Below are 19,866 nucleotides of genomic sequence, written 5' to 3' on the forward strand. Positions count from 1 at the left end.
ATCAGTCAAAAGAAGCATTATCGTTGTCCAGGCCGCGGAAGGGAATGCCATGGCAGCAAGCCGTCCGCAGCAAACAAAACGGGGACGCCGCAGCGCCCCCGTCTGGCTACCGCTCAGGGCTTACTTGTAGCCCATGCGGTCCATCAGCTTCACGGCCTCGGCCTGCTTGGCGCCGGCTTCGGATACGTTGATCAGGTCAGCCTTGAAATTGCCCCACGACGCCACGGTGGCGTTGGCTTTTACTTTCGGGTTGGCCGCAAACTCCATGTCGATATCGGCGTACAGCTTCTGCGCTTTCTCGGACGACAGCCATTCCAGCAGCTTCACGGCACCTTTCGGGTTTTTGGCATGCTTGGTCACACCGGCACCAGACACGTTCACGTGTACGCCGTTTTGTTTCTGGTTGGCCCAGAAGATGCCCACTTTCAGGTTAGGCGTCTTTTTCAGCAGACGGCCGTAGTAGTAGGTATTGGCAATGCCCACGTCACACTGGCCGGCGTCGATGGCTTCCAGCATCTTGGTGTCGTCCGGGAACACCGGTGCTGCCAGGTTATCTACCCAGCCCTTGACGATCTTCTCGGTCGCGGCCACGCCCTTGTCGGCGATCATGGTACCCACCAGCGACTGGTTGTATACCTTTTTGGAGGTACGCAGGCACAGGCGGCCTTTCCATTTCGGGTCGGCCAGGTCTTCGTAGCTGGACAGCTGCGCCGGCTTCACGGTCTGGGTATTGAAGAAGATGGTACGGGCACGCACCGACAGGCCGAACCAGTTGCCGGCCGGGTCGCGCAGGTTCGCCGGAATGTTGGCCGCCAGTGCTGCCGACTTCACCGGCTGGAACAGGCCCATATTGCTGGCTTGCCACAGGTTGCCGGCGTCGACGGTCATGAAGATGTCAGCCGGGGTATTGCTGCCTTCGGCTTTCAGGCGCTCCATCAGCGGGCCTTCGCCACCGCTGACCACATTCACCTTGACGCCGGTTTCCTTCTCGTAGGCTTCCAGAATCGGCTTGATCAGCTGCTCGGCACGCGCCGTGTAGAGGGTGACTTCCTCGGCCATGGCCACACCGCTGAATGCTGCCAGCACGGCAGCCAACATTACCTGTTTCTTCACAACCAGCTCCTTGTCTTTCAGCCCGTTGGCGGACTGCGTCACGATTGAGGCGCCGAGTATAAACAGCGTAGAGAACTGTTATCAATACGATTACAGTTTTTATTTCTTAGCGTGGCACCACCGGGAACCTTACCCAATCGCCAGCGTCCACCTTCAGTTTGCCGCCTCGCAGTCTGGCGACCGCAAAGCGTGGCTGCACCTGTTCGATCTCGATATCCCCCAACTGCTGCTCCGGCACCCCCAGGACTTCGCCATCAATGCGACGGATCTCGGTTGCCGGCCGCGGCTTGTACACCACCAGACGGTCGCGCACCGCCAGGCCATCCAGCGCCCCGGCCGACAGGTAAATGCGGTCACCGTCCACCCGGCTTACCCGGGTAGCAAACGGCAGGCACTGCACGGCGCTGGAAACCTTGTCCACGATCAGGTTCAACGACTGGACGACCACTTGGCCATAATCGCCACTGGCCAGGTCGCCAACACCGAATATGCGCTGCGACAACGGGCTGACGTCGCCGCGCGCCTGGAACAGCACGTTATCGCGCAGCAGGATGCCGCCGCTAAGGGTGTCGTACAGCCAGTACTCCAGCTCGAAGCGGCGCTCCACCGGCACCTGCTTGACCGACAAGCCCAGCAAGCCGGCAAACGGGCCGTTGTAATAAGTACCCTGGCGGCCGTCATAAGCGCCGCCAAACGCGCCGACTCGCGGCTCCTGCCGGGTGACACTGGTATCGATGATGCGCCCAGCCAGCACGAACTGCGCCGCTTCGCGCTTGCCGATGTCGCGCACGGTATCGGCCGCTGCGCTGGCCTCGCGCATTACACCACCAGGAAAAATGGACACGCCACCGGCGTACAAAGCCTGGGTCTCGCGCCGTTGGTTGAACAGCCGTACCAGATCGCCCGGATACCAAGTGGCAATACTGCCAAGATCGCTGGCGACCGTTGGCCGCTCCAGCTGGAAATAGGTGGTGACGATGCGGCGGGCCAGAAAGCGGCCCGGCGGCATGGCGGCGCGCTGGCAAGGGTCGACCTGCTTTTCCTCGCCACCGTCGGTATCGTGCTCCACGCGCACGAACAGCAAGCCTTCGCGCCAGCTTTCGCCCAGCACCTTGGTTTTGCCCGCCAGCGTCAGCGGCCCCAGCATAAGGCTTTCCTGCGTTTGCAGACCGGCCACCGTGTTGCTGGACGCTACCAAGCCGCCTTGGTGGGTAATGGCGATCTGGCGCAGTGCATCCTGCACCGCCGCCTCGCGCGCCGCCACCACGCCAGCCTCCAGCGAGGCAATGCCTTCGGCCTGGTACACCTCGGCAGCTGCCGGCGGCAGCCACAAAACAAACGCCGCCCAGCAGGCGGCGCGCATCAATTTGGGTAGTCGCATCATGTCCTAGTGCGAAACGTAGAAATCCCCGCCGTATACACAACCACTGTCGGTGCAGCCCATCTTGGCACCGTCGGCCGCCGGCATCACCCGCGCCGCTGCCGCTACATTCCCGGTGGTTACCAGCGCTGTACGATACGCTTTGAAGAAGCCTTCATCCAGTACCACTTCGGCGATGGTCTCGCTGCTGCCATCCGGCTTGAACTCGGTAGACAGCAAGCGCACGCCGCGCAGGAAAGCATCCACGTACACGCGGAAGGTGTCGTTGACGGTGACCAGGTTACCCACCGAGCTGCTACCGGACAGTTTGAAACCCTGTACCTGCTCCGCCACCGCACGGTAGGCGTCCAGTTGTGAAGCGCGCATCGCCAGCAGGCGACGTTGTACCGGCGACAAGTCTTTGCTGGTCGGTGGTGCACCATAACCGATGACGCGCAAACGCAGCGCGTTGTACTGTTCCTGCTTGTGTTCGGCCGGCGGGTCGGCCAGCGGGCCGACGTAGGCCCCACCCATCATTACACCACCGGGCGACATCACCGGCTGACGCGAAATACCCGGCTGCTCGTGGCTACCAGCCACGGCGGGTGCCGGGTGCACGCCTTGCGACGGTGCAACGGCCACCACGCTCCAGCCCTCGGCTGCCGCGGGCGCGGCCGGGCCGGAAGCACAAGCCGTGAGCACGCTCATGGCCAGCAAGCCGGGAATCAATCGGGTGATGTTCTTCATAATCTGCTCCGCCGAGTAACTGTAGTCATTTTATAGCCTGTTCGTGATATATCGACTACCACCGGGCAATCTTAAGCTACTTTTTAAAAATCGCCGCATTATAGGGTGGCGATGCCAGGCGGGATGGGCTACCAGCCGCCCCCGGCCACGCCGGCACACGGCAACGACCTGGCTGGGCGTGCTACACTTCGCACCGCCCGCATTTCAAGGACTGCGTTACACCATGAAAAAACTGCTGTGCTCGCTGCTGATGCTGCTGCCACTGACGGCCCTGGCCGTGCCCACGGTGGAAATGACCACCAACAAGGGCCTGATCACCATTGAACTGGACCCGGCGCGTGCGCCCAAGTCGGTGGAAAACTTTGTGGCCTACGTGAAGGCCGGCCACTACAACGGTACGGTGTTCCACCGCATCATCGATGGTTTCATGATCCAGGGTGGCGGCTTTGCCATCAAGGACGGTGAACTGGCGCAAAAGCCCACCCGCGCCCCGATTGCCAACGAAGCCGACAACGGCCTGAAAAACGTCATCGGCAGCATTGCCATGGCGCGCACCAACGACCCGAATTCCGCCACTTCGCAGTTTTTCATCAACCTGGTGAATAACGAGTTCCTCGACTTCCGCAGCAAGACCCCGCAAGGCTGGGGCTATGCCGTGTTTGGCAAGGTGACGGCCGGCATGGATGTGGTGAACCGCATCTCCAAAACCCGCACCGGTTTCATCGGTGGCATGCAGGATGTACCGATCGAACCGATCATCATCACCAAAGCCATCTACAAACCCTGATTCACAAGGATAGACACATGATCAAGCTGACCACCACCCACGGTGACATCGTTATCGAACTGTTCGCCGACAAGGCACCGAAAACCGCGGCCAACTTTGAACAATACGTACTGGACGGCCACTACAACGGCACCATCTTCCACCGCGTGATCAACGGCTTCATGATCCAGGGCGGCGGCTTCACTGCCGACATGGACCAGAAAGACACGCGCGACCCGATCCAGAACGAAGCCAACAACGGTGTTTCCAACAAGACCTACACCATTGCCATGGCCCGCACCCCGGACCCGCACTCCGCCAGCGCCCAGTTCTTCATCAACGTGGCCGACAACGACTTCCTGGACTTCCGCAGCGAAAGCATGCAGGGCTGGGGCTACTGCGTGTTCGGCCAGGTAGTACAAGGCCAGGACGTGGTTGACCGCATCAAGACCGTGGCCACCGGCCGCAAGGGCGGCCACCAGGACGTGCCGGTAGAGCCGGTGGTGATCGAGAAAGCCGAGATCATCCAGGCCTGATAGCGGCCCGGTCGGCGTGCCTGCACGCCGGCCAGCAAGCGATCCCACCGACACCCCCTGCTGCCTGGCACAGGGGGTGTCTGCCATCAAGAAACCGAGCCATGGCCATTCACCTGATTTCCGACCTGCACCTGCACCCGGGCGAACCGTGGCTGGGGCAGCTGTTTACCCGTACGCTGGCCGACTGGCGCGGCAATATTGACGCGCTATACATCCTGGGCGACCTGTTCGAGTACTGGGTAGGCGACGATGACGACGAGCCGTTCACCCGCGACATGCTGGCGCAGATGCGCCACTTTGCCGCGCAAACCCCGCTATACGTGCTGCGCGGCAACCGCGACTTCCTGCTGGGCGCCGGTTTTGCCGCCGCCAGCGGTGCCACGCTGCTGGACGAACCGCACACGCTGACCATCTGCGGCCAACCTTATGTGCTGGTGCACGGCGACGGCCAGTGCACCGACGACGCTGCCTACCAGCAGTTTCGTGCCATGGTGCGGCAGCCGGCATGGCAAGCGGCCTTCCTGCAAAAACCGCTGGCAGAACGCCACGCCATTGCGCAGCAGATCCGCACCATGAGCGAGGCCAAGAAGCAAAGCGATGGCCTGACCGACATTGGCGACGTCAACGACGACGCCATCCGCGCCTTGCTGGCCGCCCACCCCGGCGCCACGCTGATCCACGGCCACACCCACCGCCCGGCCAGCCACACGCTGCTGCTAGACGGCGTGCCCCGCCAGCGCTGGGTGATTGCCGACTGGTACGCCGGCCACGGCGGCTACCTGCGTCTGGACGAACACGGCGTCAGCGCCCACCCGCTCAGCCTGTAACGCCCAGGCCGCAACCTGCGGCCAACCTTGCCTGCCGGGCGCGTCCGGCAGGCGCCTGTCTGCCCCCAGCGGCACTGCCGCCGCTACTGCCTGTTCCCTCTCCAGCCTCCCGCCGCAGACACCCGCCATCACAGTCAAAAAACCGCCACAAGGGTTATCCCGCAAGGGTTTCCCCGCAAGGGGCAGCCCCAACTGACACCCTGTTTGCCTGCCGCTACAGTGCACGCCAGACGCGGTAAAACCGGACGGACCCAAGGGTTTATTGCCGGTGCCCGCCACCCGATACAACTAGGAGAGCAAACATGTGGTCACACGTCTATGACCCGCTTGGCAACCCGTGGCTGTCCACGCTGGCTGCCAGCATTCCGGTAATCGTCCTCTTGGGCGCGCTGGGCATTTTCCATATCAAGGCACATATTGCCGCCCTGCTGGGCCTGGCGACCTCGCTGCTGGTGGCCGTGGCTGTCTTCGGCATGCCGGGCGACATGGCGATGAGTGCCACGCTGCTGGGTGCGGCCAACGGCCTGATGCCGATTGGCTGGATCATCCTGAACGTGATCTTCCTGTACCAGCTTACCGAGCGCAAAGGCCAGTTTGCCGTACTGCGCGAGTCCATTTCCGGCATTACTACCGACCGTCGCCTGCAGCTGCTGCTGATCGCGTTCTGCTTCGGTGCCTTCTTTGAAGGTGCCGGTGGCTTCGGCACCCCGGTAGCCGTAACCGGCGCCATGCTGATCGGCTTGGGCTTTTCGCCGCTGGCTGCATCCGGCCTGTCGCTGATCGCCAACACTGCACCGGTGGCCTACGGCGCGCTGGGTACCCCGATTACCACGCTGGCCAAAGTCACCGGCCTGGACGTGCTGCAGATTTCGTCGATGGTTGGCCGCCAGATGACCATCTTCGCCATCATCGTGCCGTTCTGGCTGCTGATTGCCTTCTGCGGCTGGCGCAATACCCTGCGCATCTGGCCGGCCGTGCTGGTAGCCGGCCTGTCGTTTGCCATCCCGCAACTGATCGTGTCCAACACCATGGGCCCGGAGCTGGTAGCTGTTATCGCCTCGGTATGCTCGATCGCGGCACTGGTGGGCTTCCTGAAAGTATGGAAACCGGCCGAGATCTACACCTCTACCGCCGGCACCATGGGCGGTGAAGCCGCCATCGGCGCCAAGGAAGTGGTGGCCAACAGCAAGCACGGCTACAGCCGCGGTGAAGTGATCCGCGCCTGGCTGCCATGGCTGATCCTGTCGGTCTGCGTGTTCGCCTTCGGTTCGCCTGCGGTGAAAAAGATTCTGGACGGCATCTTCACGCTGGAAATCCAGTGGCCGGGCCTGCATAACCTGATCTACAAAATGCCGCCGGTGGTCGCCGAACCGCACCTGGAAGCCGCCATCTACAAGTTCAACCTGCTGTCCACTACCGGTACCGGCATTCTGGTGGCCGCGCTGATCTCCGCCGTGATCATGGGCTACCGCCCGGGCGAAATGGTGAAGGTGTACAAAGAGACGTTCTGGTCGCTGCGTTACTCGCTGATCACCATCGTGGCCATGCTGGCACTGGGCTATGTCACCCGCTTCTCCGGCGTGGACATCACCCTGGGCCTGGCTTTCTCGCACACTGGCGTGTTCTACCCGTTCTTCGGCACCCTGCTGGGCTGGCTGGGCGTGGCGCTGACCGGCTCCGACACTGCGGCCAACGTACTGTTCGGCGGTCTGCAGAAAGCCTCGGCGCAACAGCTGGGCCTGTCGCCGGTACTGATGACCGCGGCCAACTCGTCCGGTGGCGTGATGGGCAAGATGATCGACGCCCAGTCCATCGTAGTGGCCTCTACGGCTACCCAGTACTACGGCAAGGAAGGCGTGATCCTGCGTTACGTGTTCTTCCACTCGCTAGCGCTGGCTTGCCTGGTGGGCCTGGTAGTAAGCGCCATGGCGTACCTGCCGCCGTTTACCGCACTGGTGATTCACCCCTGATTCGCCCGTACTGCGCATCACCCATGACACCCCGGCCCTGCCGGGGTTTTTCTTTTCCGACGCGGCGGGGCCGGCACTGTTGTTAAGCTAAATCTAAACAGTCAAAGCTGCATTTGCATGCTACATAATCAAATTGAGTGCCAAGCTTCAGTTTTTCCGATTTTCGTTCGATACTTAAGCGTCTTGTTAATCTTCATTACAAAATCAAAAGGGGGGCACACATGTCCGTACTGAAAGAATTCCGCGAATTTGCCATGCGCGGCAACGTGATCGACCTGGCGGTGGGCGTGGTGATTGGCGGCGCCTTCGGCGCCATCGTCAAGTCTCTGGTTGACGACGTGATCATGCCGCCCATCGGCTTGCTGATCGGCAATGTCGACTTCGCCAACCTGTTCATCGTGCTGAAGGAAGGCGCCAAGGCGGCCGCCCCGTACGCGTCCGTTGCTGCCGCCAAGGAAGCCGGCGCCGTGACCCTGAATATCGGCCTGTTCATCAACGCCCTGGTCAGCTTCACCATCGTGGCATTCGCCATCTTCATGCTGGTCAAAGTCATCAACCGTCTGAAGCGCGAAGAAAAAGTGGCCGAGGCCCCGGCAGAGGTCACCACCAAGGAATGCCGCTACTGTCTGTCCAGTATTCCGGTGAAAGCCACCCGCTGCCCGTGCTGCACCTCGCAGCTGGACTAAGCGCCACTGCGTGATACGCGACAAGGCCGCCCTTTGGGCGGCCTTGTCGTTTGGCGGTCCATCCTAGCGTGAATACTGCACCGCCGGCAGCAAATCCGCCTGCAAGCCCGCTACCGTTGCCTGCGGTGGAATGGCCGCTCCGGCCACGCCGCAAGCCGCACTGCCGCTGGCCACGGCGGCGGCCAGATGCTGCGCCGGCGTCGCCTGCGGTGCTTGCCACAGGCTGGCCAGCAAGCCGGCCATGCTGGCGTCGCCCGCCCCTACCGTATCCACCACCGCCACGGCAGGCGGCGCCAGCTGCCAGGCCGCGTCATCCACATACAACTGCGCGCCGGCGGCACCACGGGTGTACAGCACCCAGGCCTGCGGGTTCCATTGCCGCAAGGTGGCCAGCGCGGCGGCCTGATCGTCATGGCGGAACAGGCCTATCAAGTCTTCGTCCGATACTTTCACCACGTCGGCCAACGCCACCATCTGGCGCAGCATGTCGTCGTAGCCGGCGTCCATCGCTACGCGGAAATTGGGGTCATACGCGATGCGTACGCCTGCGGCTTTCAATTGCCGCGCCTGCGCCAGCAAATGGCCGGCCAACGGAGCGCGCGCCAGGCTGATGCCGCCAAACAGCGCCCAGCGCGCCGCCTGCGGCCAACCCGGCGGCAGCTTGGCCGCGTCGAAGTGCAGGTCGGCGCTGCGGTCGCCAACAAAAAAGTATTTCGGCGGCTGCGTGCTGTACACCATCGCCAGCAACGGCGAGGCCGCCACCTGCTGCAGATAGCGCACATCCAGCCCGGCGTCGCGGCTGGCCGCCAGCAAGGCATCGCCAAAACAGTCGCGGCTGATGGCGCCGGCAAACGCCGCCGGCAGCCCCCAGCCGGCCAGAATGCGCGCCACGTTCCACGGCGCGCCACCGGGGCGCGACAGCCAGCGCCCGTCGGGCTGGATGATCATGTCGGTCAAAGCCTCGCCAAAACAGAGCAAGGCTGCTAAGGGCTGTGTCATTGCGTCTCCTGCATGAAAAAAACCTGCCGCAACGCGGCAGGCAAAGACCTCATCCGGAACCGGCAGCGTGCGCTGCCATGCACAGCAGCATCAGAAGCCGATGTGCACCCCGCCAAACAGGTAATTGTCACGCTGCTTGTTGTTCTTCTTGTCGGACTTGTACTCGACGAACAGGCTGGTCTGGAAGCGGCTTTCCTTGCCCGACAGATCGTAGTCGGCGCCTAGCAGACTCACCTTGTGCTTGCCGCCACTGGCATAGCCATAGTCCTTGGTATTGATATAGCCGGCACGCACGCCCAGGCGCTGCGGCTTGTACTCGGCGTACACGCCCACGCTTTTTTGCGTCGGGCCTTTCACGTTCTTGGAATTGTTGAACTCGGTCGCCAGCGTCAGGCCGGCAGCCGGCACTACCTTGAATGCCAGCAGCGTGTCCTTCAGCGTACCGCCGGCAGCCACTTTTTGCTGACCAAACGACAAGCGGGCGCCAAACAAGCCTTGCTCGTAGGTACCGCTGGCAGCCCAGGCGTCGGTGGCGCGCTGCTGGGTGGTGGTCTTGTCTTCACCCGGCGAGTAGCTGAACGACAGCGCCAGGCCATTCAGGTTCGGCGCTTCGTATTTGAAGGCACCGCGTGCATTGCCCCCGCCGCTGGCGATGTCGCCGCGGTCCGGGCCCACGTCGTAGGCGTACAGGTTGGCTTTGAAGTAGCCGTCACCGTAGGCATTGATGCCACGGCCCAGTTTCACGGTACCAAACTCGCCCTGCAGGCCGACAAAAGTATCGCCATTGGCAAAGTGGTCGGTGCCTTTATTATTATCCAGTTTGATGTCGGTATTTACTTGCAGCAGCGCTTTCAGGCCATTGCCAATATCAGCACTGCCAACCACATTCAATTCGGAACCGCCGTCTTCTACCGCACGGTTACTGATACCGTTTTCTTTTTTGGACGCCATACCGACTTCTACCTTGCCGGTAAATTTGATATCGCCATCCAGGGCAAAAGCGTGGCCGGCCATCAGGGTGCCAGCGATCAGCAGGGCAATGTGTTTCTGGTTCATGCTTGTCTCCGTTTGTGTTTATTTTCCAGCGCGTGCCGGTACAGTTATTTAAAACGGCGGCAAACATGTAGCCAATCAATTACAAAACAAAAGCGGGCATTTTCAGCAAGCAATTGGTTACCAGCAACAAAACATTATTCACAAATAAAACCCGTCATTAACAATTGAAATAATGCAAAAATAAATAAAGGCACCTGGCGGTGCCTTTATTCACCCTACCCCCGGGCTGCTAGGCCGCAGCCAGGCTGGCGGCCAACCTGGGCAGCGCTTCGTCGGTGGCGTCGAACACGTGCACGCGCTCCGCAGGCAGCGCAAAACGCAGGCTATCGCCGATGGCTGCGCTGGCGCCGGCCAGTTTCACCACCAGCGGCGCCGGCGACAGGTCGGTGTCCAGGTAGGCGTAGCTGTGCTCGCCCAGGTGCTCCAGGTGGGTGATGCGGCCAAGCAGGCTGCCCTCGCCTACCTGCACGTGTTCTGGGCGCACGCCCAGCGTCACCGTACTGCCCGCCAGCTGGCCGGCGGCGTTCACCGCCGCCAGCAAGGTGGCGGTACCCGCCTGGCACTGCAGGCCGTCGCTGCGCGCCATGCTGACCTCGGCCGGGAAAAAGTTCATCCCCGGCGAGCCGATAAAACCGGCCACAAAGCGGTTCTTCGGGTGGTGGTACAGCTCCAGCGGGTGGCCCACCTGCGCAATGCTGGGCACGCCCTCCTGCCCGGCCAGCGGCTTCAGCAGCACGATCTTGTCGGCCAGCGTCATCGCTTCTACCTGGTCGTGCGTCACGTACACCATGCTGGCGCGGCCCAGCTCGCGGTGCAGGCGGGCGATCTCCACCCGCGTTTTCACGCGCAGCGAAGCGTCCAGGTTGGACAGCGGCTCGTCAAACAGAAACACCTTGGGCTGGCGCACGATGGCGCGGCCAATCGCCACGCGCTGGCGCTGGCCGCCGGACAGCGCGCCCGGCTTGCGGTCCAGCAAGGCGGTGAGGTGCAGCGACTCGGCGGCGCTGCGCACGCGGCGCTCGATCTCGGTCTTACCCAGCTTGAGGTGACGCAGGCCAAAGGCCATGTTGTCGTACACCGTCATGTGCGGGTACAGCGCGTAGCTCTGGAACACCATCGCCACGTCGCGCTGCGCCGGCGGCACCTCGTTGACACAGCGGCCGTCGATATACAGCTCGCCGCCGCTGGCGTCGTCCAGGCCGGCAATCAACCGCAACAGCGTGGATTTGCCGCAGCCGGACGGGCCAATGAACACGCAGAACTCGCCCGGTGCAATGGTGAGGTTGATGTCGGCCAGGATGGGGTTGCCACCAAAGCGCTTTTGAATGCCCTGCAGTCGGATTTCGCTCATGATCAGCCCTCCACGGCCAGCTGGATGAAGGCAGCCGACATCGGCGCCAGTTCGATGACTTGTCCGGCAGCCTGGCTACCGTCGCTATGCAACAGTACGCGGGCGCCTGCCGGCAGCGGCAGGTTGGCCGCGGTACTCCCCAGGTTGAACACGCACTGCAGCTGCTGGCCATCACCGCTGCGGCCAAAGCGCAGCAGGCTGTCGTCGGCTGCGTCCAGCACAAAGTCGCCACCGTGCAAGGCCGGTTGCTGACGGCGCCAGGCCAGCAAATGCTGCCAGAACGCCAGCGTGCTGCCAGCCTGTGCGGCTTGCTGTGCCACCGCAGCAGCACGGTGCGCCGGCCACAACGGCAGCCACGGCTGCGTACTGCCGAAGCCGCCGTCGGCGCTATCGTCCCACGCCATTGGCGTGCGGCAGCCGTCGCGGCCCTTGAACTCGGGCCACAGCACCTTGGCGTACGGGTCTTGCAGCTGCTCGTAGCCGATCTCGGCCTCCGGCCAGCCCAGCTCCTCGCCCTGGTAAAGGCACACCGGCCCCGGCAGCGCCAGCAGCAGCATGGCAAACACACGGGCGCGCGCCGCCTCGCTGCCGCCCAGCGCCGCCCAGCGGCTGACCACGCGGATGTTGTCGTGGTTGGACAACGCCCAGCACACGGTGGCGTTGCCAGCCTCGGCCACGTACTCCTGCAGCACGCGGTGCAGGTAGCGCGGGTGGCATTCTTCGGTCAGCAGCGTGAACACGTAGGCCATGTGCAGCAGATCGCTACCGGCGGTGTAGTCGCGCAGCGTCTGGTACTGCAAATCGTCGCCGATCTCGCCCACGGTAATGGCGCCGAATTCGTCGCACAGGCGGCGCAGGCGGCGGATGAAGGCCAGGTTTTCCGGCTGCGTCTTGTCGTACAGATGGCGCTGGAAGGCGTACGGGTTGCTGCGCGGCACGCCGCCGGCGTAGCTGCCGGCCGGCTGGGGCGGGTTGTCGCGCAGTTGCGCGTCGTGGGTGTAGAAGTTGACGGTATCCAGCCGGAAGCCGTCCACGCCCAGCTGCAGCCAGAAGCGCGCCACGTCCAGCACCGCATCCTGCACCGCCGGCTGGTGGAAGTTGAGGTCCGGCTGGCTGGTGAGGAAGTTGTGCAGGTAGTACTGGCCGCGGCGGGCATCCCACTGCCAGGCGCTGCCACCAAAAATGCTCAGCCAGTTATTGGGCGGCGTGCCGTCGGCGCGCGGGTCGGCCCACACGTACCAGTCGGCGCGGGCGTTGTCGCGGCTGGCGCGGCTTTCGGCAAACCACGGGTGCTGGTCGGAGGTGTGGCTGAGCACCAGGTCGATCAGCACTTTCAAGCCCAGCTCATGGGCGCGGCCAACCAGGGCGCGGAAATCGTCCAGCGTGCCGAACATCGGGTCCACATCGCAGTAATCGGACACGTCGTAACCGAAATCGGCCATCGGCGAGGTAAAAAACGGCGAAATCCAGATAGCGTCGGCGCCCAATTGCGCAATATGTGGCAGACGACGGGTAATACCGGGTAAATCGCCAATACCGTCACCATTACTATCTTGATAACTGCGCGGGTAAATCTGGTAAATCACGGTGTTTTGCCACCAGTGTTGATTCTTTTGCATGCTTTTATTCCTTAGCCACGAAAATCACGAGGAGCACGAAATAACACCCGCTGTGCCATGAGGCTTTGCATCATGTTATGTCTATCCGGTGGCGGACTATTTCGCGCCGGCGATCAGGCAATATTATTTCCCTGGAAATACACAGGCGTTGTATGGCGAAATCACATCAGCCTTTTACCGCACCGGCAGTCAGGCCCGACACGATCTGGCGCTGGAATATCAGCACCAGCACAATCAGCGGCACGGTAACAATCACCGAGGCGGCCATGATGTTGCCCCACGGCAGTTCGTAGCTGCTGGCACCGCTGATCAGCGCAATGGCCACCGGCACCGTGCGCTGCTCGCCGGACAGCGTGAAGGTGAGCGCAAACAGAAACTCGTTCCACGCCGCGATGAAGGCCAGCAGCGAGGTAGCCGCCACCGCCGGCCACAGCAGCGGCAGGAAGATGCGGAAGATCACCGTCAGCACGCCGGCGCCGTCCATCAGCGCTGCTTCTTCCAGCTCGCGCGGCAGCTCGCGCATGAAGGTCACCAGCACCCACACCGTAAACGGCAACGTGAAGATCAGGTCGGACAGCACCAGTGCCCACAGGCTGTCGTACAGGCCCAGCCACGAGATCAGCTCGAACAGGCCGGACAGGATGGCCACCTGCGGAAACATCGACACGCCCAGGATGGTCATCATCAGCACGCCGCGGCCACGGAACTGCACCCGCCCCAGCGCGTAGGCCGCCAGCAGCGACACGGTGAGCGATAGCAGCACCACGCCGCCCGCTACCAGCACCGAGTTCAGCAGGTTCTGGCCGAACGGCTGCTCGGCGAACACCGCCACGTAGTTGGCCGCACTCCACACTTTGGGCCAGAAATCGCTGGAGAACAGCGCACTGCCCTGCTTGAACGAGCTGGCCACAGCGTAGGCAAACGGGTACAGCGAAAACGCCAGCACCAGCGGCAGCAACAGGTAATAGGCCAGGTCGGTGGCCTGCAAACGTTTGGGCAGCATCTTAGTGGCCCTCCATGCGGCGGCGCGCCAGCGCCATGTAACACAGGGTGATCAGCGCAATCAGCAGGAACAGCAGCGTGGCAGCGGCCGAACCGTAGCCGGCCAGCTGGAAGTCGATCAGTTGCTCGCGCACGTACACCGACATGCTCTTGGTGCTGCGGCTGTTGGACGTCATCACGTAGATCAGGTCGAACACGCGCAGCGCGTCCAGCGTGCGGAAGATCATCGCCACCAGCACCGCCGGGGTGATCAGCGGCAGCGTGATGTTGACGAACACCGACCAGGTAGGCACGCCGTCCACGCGCGCCGCTTCGTAGCAATCGCCCGGCACCATCTGCAACGCGGCCAGGATCAGCAGCGCCATGAACGGCGTGGTCTTCCACACGTCCACCAGCACGATGGTGGTAAAGGCCAGGTCGGGGTCGGCGGTCCACGCCAGCGGCGCGTCGATCAGGCCGGCCGACAGCAGCATGGCGTTGATGACGCCAAACTGGTCGTGCAGCATCCAGGTCCACATCTTGGCCGATACCACGGTGGGGATGGCCCACGGTACCAGCACGGCGGCGCGCAACAGCGCCTTCAGCGGCGACGGGTGGTTCAGCATCAGCGCCACGCCCAGGCCGAACACCGTTTCCAGCGATACCGACAGCAGCGCAAACCACAGTGTGTTGCGCACCGCCTCCCACCATTGCGGGTCGGCCAGCACGCCGGCGTCGCCGATGTAGTTGGCCAGGCCGACAAACTGCCGCGCCGACAGGTCGGACAGCTGGGCGTCGGTCAGGCTCATGAAAAAAGTACGCGCCAGCGGCAGGCCGGCGATGGCCAGCAGCACCAGCAGGCTGGGCAACACCAGCAGCCAGGCCATGCGCTGCCGGCTGCGCTGCAGCGACGACAAGGCACCGCCCGCCGGCAAGGTGGCGGTCAGGGTTGGGCTAGACATAGGGTTCTCCGCGAGGCAGGCACCGGCTACGGCCAAGGTTGGCCGCAACCGGGCTGCCCCGGTCAGGACAGGCAGGGGCTTACTTGGCGGCGCTGAAACCTTGCGGTGCCAGGCGCTTCAGCTGGGCGTCCAGCTGCGCCAGCGAGGTCTTGGCGTCGGTCTTGCCGGACAACACGTCGTGGGTGGCATTCCAGAACTGGTTGCTCACCTGGTTGTAACGGGCAGCCGATACCGAGGACGGGCGGCCCACGGCGCTGGTGAAAGTGTTGTACAGCTCGCCAAAGAACGGGTTGGCCTTCAGCACGTCCGGGTCGCGGTACAGCGCGGCGATGGTGGGGTTGTAGGAACCGTTGATGGCACGCATTTTCTGCACGCTGCTGCTGGTGAGGTAGGTCACCAGTTCGGCGGCCAGCTTCTGGTTCTTGGAGTACTTGGACACTGCCAGCTGCCAGCCGCCCAGTGTGGCAGCGTTGCGGCCATCGGCGCCGCCCTTGGGCAGGGCCACCACGCCGACCTTGCCGTTCACTGCGCTATCCGGCTTTTGTGCCAGCGCCCAGGCGTACGGCCAGTTGCGCATGAACACCGCGTTACCGGCCTGGAACACGCCGCGCGCTTCTTCTTCGCCGTAGTTCAGTACTGCCTTCGGCGTGATGGTGCCCACCCAGCCGGCGGCGGTGGTCAGCGCCTTCACCGCTTGCGGGTTATTGATGGTGGGTTTGCCGCTGGCGGCGTCGATGATGGTGCCGCCCTTGTAGCTCACCACCCACTCCAGCGCGTCGCAAGTCAGGCCTTCGTAGGCACGGCCCTGCCACACAAAGCCCCACATCTTGTCGTTGCCGGCTGCGCGCTCGGCGTCCTGGATCTTTTTGGCGCTGGCGGTCAGCTCTTCCCAGGTCTTGGGTACCGGCTGTTTGTATTTCTCCAGCAAGTCTTTGCGGTAGTACAGCACGCCGGCGTCGGTAAACCACGGCATGGCCAGCAGTCGGCCGCCAATGGTGTTGTTGCTGACGATGCCGGCGAAGTGCTGCTTCTCGGCACCGTTGGTGTACGGTTTCAGGTCCAGCAGATGGTTGGCCAGGATGCCGGGCCACACCACGTCGATCTGGAACACGTCGATCTTGTCGGAGCCGCTACCGAGGATCTGCTGGTACAGCGCCAAGCGCTCGTTGGAATCGTTGGGGGTGGACACCACTTGCACGTCGTTGCCGGTTTTCTTGCTCCACTCCGCCACCGACTGCTTGCACAGTTCCAGCTCCTGGCCCACGGCACCGCAGGAAATCTTCAGCGGGGCGGCCTGGGCACCGGCGGCCAGGGTCATCATCACGGCAGCACTGATCAGGCTGTATTTCATCATGCGTCTCCTCGTTGTGTTGTTGGCCGCACGCCAGCGGCCAAACAGGCCGGCTGCGTGCCGTCGCCCTGCCATGTAAACGCGGAAACGTTAATGCGCAATTTCATCGCCATGCCGATGCCATTAACAATTGCAACATCGCTCATGGTGCCAGCGGTGCCCAGGCCAACAGGCGGGCCAGATCGTCACGGCGATAAGGCTTGGCCAGAAACGCCACCCCGGCCGGCCAGTCGCTGCGGCGGGCGTGGTGCTCGGGCGGCAGGCCGGAGGTGAGTACCACCGGAAGCGCGGGGTAAGCCGCCTGCAGCGTACGGTACAAGCGCACGCCGTCGCCGCCCTCGCCCAGCATGATGTCGGACAGCACCAGGTCGGCCTCGCCGCCGGCCGCCAGCCAGCCCAGCAGCGCCGCCTCGCTGGCAAACACGCTGACGCGGGCACCCAGTGCGGCCAACTGTTGCTGCGCGGTATCGCGCACGTCGGCGTCGTCTTCCACCAGCAATACGTGGCGGGCGGGCAGTACCGCTGGCAGCGCACTGGCGCAGGCTTGCGGGCTGCACTGGCCGGCGCTGGCCGGCAGCTCGATGCACACGGTGGTACCCTCGCCCTGCCGGCTGTGGATAGCCAGCTCGCCGCCACTCTGCTTCACGAAACCGTACACGATGGACAAGCCCAGCCCGCTGCCCTTGCCCTGCGCCTTGGTGGTAAAGAACGGCTCCAGCACGTGTGGCAGTACCTCGGGCGGAATGCCCGGCCCGTCGTCCTGCACATTGATGGCCACCCAGTCGCGGCCGTCACGCTGGATGCGGCCCACCCGCAGTTGCAGGCTGCCCTGCTCGCCCATCGCCTGCGCCGCATTCAGCGCCAGGTTGAGGATGGCGTTTTCCAGTTGGCCGCGGTCTACCTGTACCACCAGGCCTTCCGGCGCGTCCACGCTGACGCGAATGCCGTCGCTGACGCTGTATTCCACCAGATCCAGCATCTCGAACAGCATGTCGCCTACGTCCACCCGCTCGGTACACAAGGGCTGGCGGCGGGCAAAGGCCAGCAGCCGCCGCGTCAGCGCCGCCGCCTTGTTGGCCGCCGCCTGGGCGCGCTCCAGCCGCTGCCGCGCCTCGGCCGGCAGGTCGGCGCGCTGCTCCAGCAGCTCCAGGTTGCCCAGGATGGCGATCAGGATATTGTTGAAGTCGTGCGCCACACCGCCGGTAAGCTGGCCCAGCACTTCCATTTTCTGCATCTGCTGCAGCTGCGCCTCGGCGGCGCGGCGCGCCGAGACATCGCGGCATACCGCCACCCAGCCGCCTTCCGGCATGGCGTGGCTCATGAACTCCAGCACCCGGCCGCCGGGCAGGTGCAGCTCGGCGTGGCTGGCGATGCGGTGGCTGTCGTCCGGCCGCGCCACGGTGTCGCCAGCCACCGCTTCCCAGCGGGTGCCGGCCGGCATGGCGGCGCGCAGCGCGGTGTACGGCATGCCGCTGTGCAGGCAATCGGGCGCCATGCCCAGCTGCGCCGGGAACTGCGGGTTCCACACCATCAGTTTGCCGTCTTCGTCGTATACCGACAGGCCGTCGTGCATGCTGCGAAATACCGTCTGCAGCAGGCGGCGCTGCGCTTCGATGCCGTGCGACAGGCGCTGCTTTTCCAGCAGATTGTCGCGGAATACCTGGAACGCGCGCGCCAGGTCGCCGATTTCGTCGGCCTGCTCGGTGGCCGGCGTCAGCTGTTCGGTATCGCCACCGGCAAGCCGGCTCATCACGCTGGAGATGGCCTGCATGCGCTGCGCCACGCGGCGCACATAGGCAGCGGCCAGCATGGCCACCGCCACGCCGATGGCGGCCAACAGCAAGGCGCTGCTGCTGCCGGAACGGATTTCGGTAGCCATCTGGCCGCTGCGGTCGTCCGCCTGCTGACGGATGGCCTGCACGTAGCTGGCGGTGCGGCGGCTAAGGTGCTCGGCGTTGCTGCGGTACAGCTGCAGCAACACGGCAATGCGCTCGCCACTTTCGGTGAGCTCGCGCTGCTGCTCGAACAGGTTTTGCGGCGCCTGTACCATCACCTCCAGCTCTACCACCAGCCAGTCCGGCAATTGGGCGCTTTCGCCACGGCGCGCCATCGCCAGCATCAGTGCTTCGGCGCTGGCTTCCAGCTCGCCCAGCCGGGCACGGTCGCGCGACAGCGGCACCGCCAGCAGCGTTTGCCACAGCGGAATCAGCGTGGGGGCGCGCCGTGCCTGGGCGGCGTGCTGCGCGGCCAACCTGCCGCCCAGCTCGTCCAGCCGCGCCAGATAGGTGTTCAGGATTTGCTGGCTGCGGCGGCGCTGCGCCGACAGCAGCAGCAACTGCGACAGGTCGCGCTCGGCGCCTTCCAGCATGCTGCTGACCGCCAGCTGGCGGTCGGCCTCCGGCGGCAGGTTTTGCGACAGCTGGCGGATTTCGCGTGTCAGCGCCTGCAGCCGGTTGATGTCACGCGACAGCGTTTCCGGCGCATAGCTGTCGGCCAGCGACGGCGCAATGGCGGCAATTTGCGATACTTTTTCGGCCAGCTCCAGCACGCGGGCCAGCTCCGGCATCACTTCCTCGCGAAAGCCGGTCAGCGTGTCCAGCGTGTTGCGCATGGCGCTGACGCTGACCACGATCACCACCAGCATCAGCACGAACAGCAGCACGAAAGCGGCCTGCAGCCGGGCACGGATGGGTTGGGTACGCAGCTGCTGCAACAGGGTGGGGATCATGCCGGCTGGGTCTTGCTGACGCTGGCGCGAAACACGTAGCCGGCGCCGCGCTCGGTGCAGATCAGCGCCGGCAGGCGCGGGTTGGGTTCGATCTTGCGGCGCAGGCGCAGGATCAGTACGTCGATGGTGCGGTCGAACACTTCGGTATCCAGGCCGCGGGTTTGCTCCAGCAGCTGCTCGCGGCTCCAGACGCGGCCCGGGTGGCGTACTAGCGCGGCCAACAGTGCATATTCGCCCTGGGTGAGCGCGCACGGCTCGCCGCCCTTGCTATGGCGCAGCTCGCGCGCGGTGGTGTCCAGAATCCAGTCGTGAAAGCAGTAGCATTCGTGCGCTTCGCCCGGCTTGCGCAGCATGGGCAGCGACAGCTCGGTGGCACGGCGCAGCGCGGCGCGCACGCGGGCCAGGAATTCGCGGCCGGAAAACGGTTTGGTCAGGTAATCGTCGGCAGCCAGCTCCAGCCCCAGCACGCGGTCGGTTTCGTCGCCCTTGCCGCTCATCATGATGATGGGCACCGCCGACTGCGCACGCAGCGTACGCGCCAGCTGCAGGCCGTCTTCGCCCTTCAGCCGCAGGTCCAGCACCACCAGTGCAAAACTGTGCTGTTGCAGCGCTGCCTGCATGTCGCGGCCGTTGGCCGCCCCCACTACCGCGTAGCCGCAATCCTGCAGCAGCTCGGCCAGCCAGTCGCGGATATCGGCCTCGTCGTCCACGATCAACACGGCATGCCTGTCGTCCATTGTTGTCTCCCTGTTTTTTGCCATCAGGTTTAACAGAAAGCGGCGTGCCGTGTGTTTCAATTATTTCAAATCGAAGG

The 19,866-nt window shown here is 63.8% G+C and carries 17 protein-coding genes; 5 read left to right on the top strand and 12 right to left on the bottom strand.

Features of this window, described 5'->3' with window-relative positions:
* Nucleotides 1-120 precede the first annotated feature (120 nt).
* From FLQ03_RS17170 to FLQ03_RS17180, 3 genes are all read right to left on the bottom strand, one after another.
* Nucleotides 121-1,098: an extracellular solute-binding protein gene (locus FLQ03_RS17170; protein ID WP_206211029.1), complete on the bottom strand. Its 978-nt coding sequence runs from the start codon at nucleotides 1,096-1,098 to the stop codon at nucleotides 121-123.
* A 121-nt stretch (nucleotides 1,099-1,219) separates the two neighbouring features.
* Nucleotides 1,220-2,497, bottom strand: a complete 1,278-nt coding sequence (locus tag FLQ03_RS17175; RefSeq protein WP_144372072.1) for a flagella assembly protein FlgT middle domain-containing protein — start codon at nucleotides 2,495-2,497, stop codon at nucleotides 1,220-1,222.
* Nucleotides 2,498-2,500: 3 nt separating this feature from the next.
* Nucleotides 2,501-3,220: an LPP20 family lipoprotein gene (locus FLQ03_RS17180; RefSeq protein ID WP_144372073.1), complete on the bottom strand. Its 720-nt coding sequence runs from the start codon at nucleotides 3,218-3,220 to the stop codon at nucleotides 2,501-2,503.
* A 223-nt stretch (nucleotides 3,221-3,443) separates the two neighbouring features.
* On the opposite strand from FLQ03_RS17180, the gene FLQ03_RS17185 reads away from it, so the two are divergent.
* From FLQ03_RS17185 to mscL, 5 genes are all read left to right on the top strand, one after another.
* The gene (locus FLQ03_RS17185) at nucleotides 3,444-4,007 is read left to right on the top strand and encodes a peptidylprolyl isomerase (RefSeq protein WP_144372074.1); all 564 of its coding nucleotides are present in this window, start codon (nucleotides 3,444-3,446) and stop codon (nucleotides 4,005-4,007) included.
* Nucleotides 4,008-4,024: 17 nt separating this feature from the next.
* Complete coding sequence (locus FLQ03_RS17190; RefSeq protein WP_144372075.1) at nucleotides 4,025-4,522, top strand: peptidylprolyl isomerase; 498 nt, start codon at nucleotides 4,025-4,027, stop codon at nucleotides 4,520-4,522.
* A gap of 101 nt (nucleotides 4,523-4,623) precedes the next feature.
* On the top strand, nucleotides 4,624-5,349 hold the full coding sequence (locus FLQ03_RS17195; RefSeq protein ID WP_144372076.1) for a UDP-2,3-diacylglucosamine diphosphatase: 726 nt from the start codon (nucleotides 4,624-4,626) through the stop codon (nucleotides 5,347-5,349).
* 302 nt (nucleotides 5,350-5,651) lie between these two features.
* A complete protein-coding gene (locus tag FLQ03_RS17200) occupies nucleotides 5,652-7,319 on the top strand; it encodes an L-lactate permease (protein WP_144372077.1) in 1,668 nt (555 codons plus the stop codon).
* A gap of 221 nt (nucleotides 7,320-7,540) precedes the next feature.
* On the top strand, nucleotides 7,541-8,005 hold the full coding sequence (gene mscL, locus FLQ03_RS17205) for a large-conductance mechanosensitive channel protein MscL (RefSeq protein WP_144372078.1): 465 nt from the start codon (nucleotides 7,541-7,543) through the stop codon (nucleotides 8,003-8,005).
* 63 nt (nucleotides 8,006-8,068) lie between these two features.
* Here mscL and FLQ03_RS17210 read toward each other — a convergent pair whose 3' ends face one another.
* The 9 genes from FLQ03_RS17210 to FLQ03_RS17250 all read right to left on the bottom strand — a co-directional run bounded on the left by FLQ03_RS17210 (nucleotide 8,069) and on the right by FLQ03_RS17250 (nucleotide 19,789).
* A complete protein-coding gene (locus FLQ03_RS17210) occupies nucleotides 8,069-9,004 on the bottom strand; it encodes a carbohydrate kinase family protein (RefSeq protein ID WP_144372079.1) in 936 nt (311 codons plus the stop codon).
* A 90-nt stretch (nucleotides 9,005-9,094) separates the two neighbouring features.
* Nucleotides 9,095-10,060: a porin gene (locus FLQ03_RS17215; protein ID WP_144372080.1), complete on the bottom strand. Its 966-nt coding sequence runs from the start codon at nucleotides 10,058-10,060 to the stop codon at nucleotides 9,095-9,097.
* Between the two features lie 229 nt (nucleotides 10,061-10,289).
* Nucleotides 10,290-11,411 (bottom strand): ABC transporter ATP-binding protein, encoded by a 1,122-nt coding sequence (locus tag FLQ03_RS17220; protein WP_144372081.1) that lies wholly within the window; start codon nucleotides 11,409-11,411, stop codon nucleotides 10,290-10,292.
* A gap of 2 nt (nucleotides 11,412-11,413) precedes the next feature.
* The gene (locus tag FLQ03_RS17225) at nucleotides 11,414-13,030 is read right to left on the bottom strand and encodes an alpha-amylase family glycosyl hydrolase (protein WP_144372082.1); all 1,617 of its coding nucleotides are present in this window, start codon (nucleotides 13,028-13,030) and stop codon (nucleotides 11,414-11,416) included.
* 166 nt (nucleotides 13,031-13,196) lie between these two features.
* On the bottom strand, nucleotides 13,197-14,033 hold the full coding sequence (locus tag FLQ03_RS17230) for a carbohydrate ABC transporter permease (protein ID WP_017508800.1): 837 nt from the start codon (nucleotides 14,031-14,033) through the stop codon (nucleotides 13,197-13,199).
* Between the two features lies 1 nt (nucleotide 14,034).
* The gene (locus FLQ03_RS17235; RefSeq protein ID WP_144372083.1) at nucleotides 14,035-14,973 is read right to left on the bottom strand and encodes a carbohydrate ABC transporter permease; all 939 of its coding nucleotides are present in this window, start codon (nucleotides 14,971-14,973) and stop codon (nucleotides 14,035-14,037) included.
* Between the two features lie 79 nt (nucleotides 14,974-15,052).
* Entirely contained in the window at nucleotides 15,053-16,327 is a 1,275-nt protein-coding gene (locus tag FLQ03_RS17240) for an ABC transporter substrate-binding protein (protein ID WP_240802308.1), read from the bottom strand.
* Nucleotides 16,328-16,466: 139 nt separating this feature from the next.
* Nucleotides 16,467-19,052, bottom strand: coding sequence for an ATP-binding protein (locus FLQ03_RS17245; protein WP_144372084.1), 2,586 nt, complete (start codon nucleotides 19,050-19,052; stop codon nucleotides 16,467-16,469).
* Nucleotides 19,049-19,789, bottom strand: a complete 741-nt coding sequence (locus FLQ03_RS17250; protein ID WP_144372085.1) for a response regulator — start codon at nucleotides 19,787-19,789, stop codon at nucleotides 19,049-19,051. Before FLQ03_RS17250 ends, FLQ03_RS17245 begins: the two co-directional genes overlap by 4 nt.
* Nucleotides 19,790-19,866 lie beyond the last annotated feature (77 nt).

Origin of the sequence: Vogesella urethralis (genome assembly GCF_007644045.2) — a bacterium.
Lineage (GTDB): Bacteria > Pseudomonadota > Gammaproteobacteria > Burkholderiales > Chromobacteriaceae > Vogesella > Vogesella urethralis.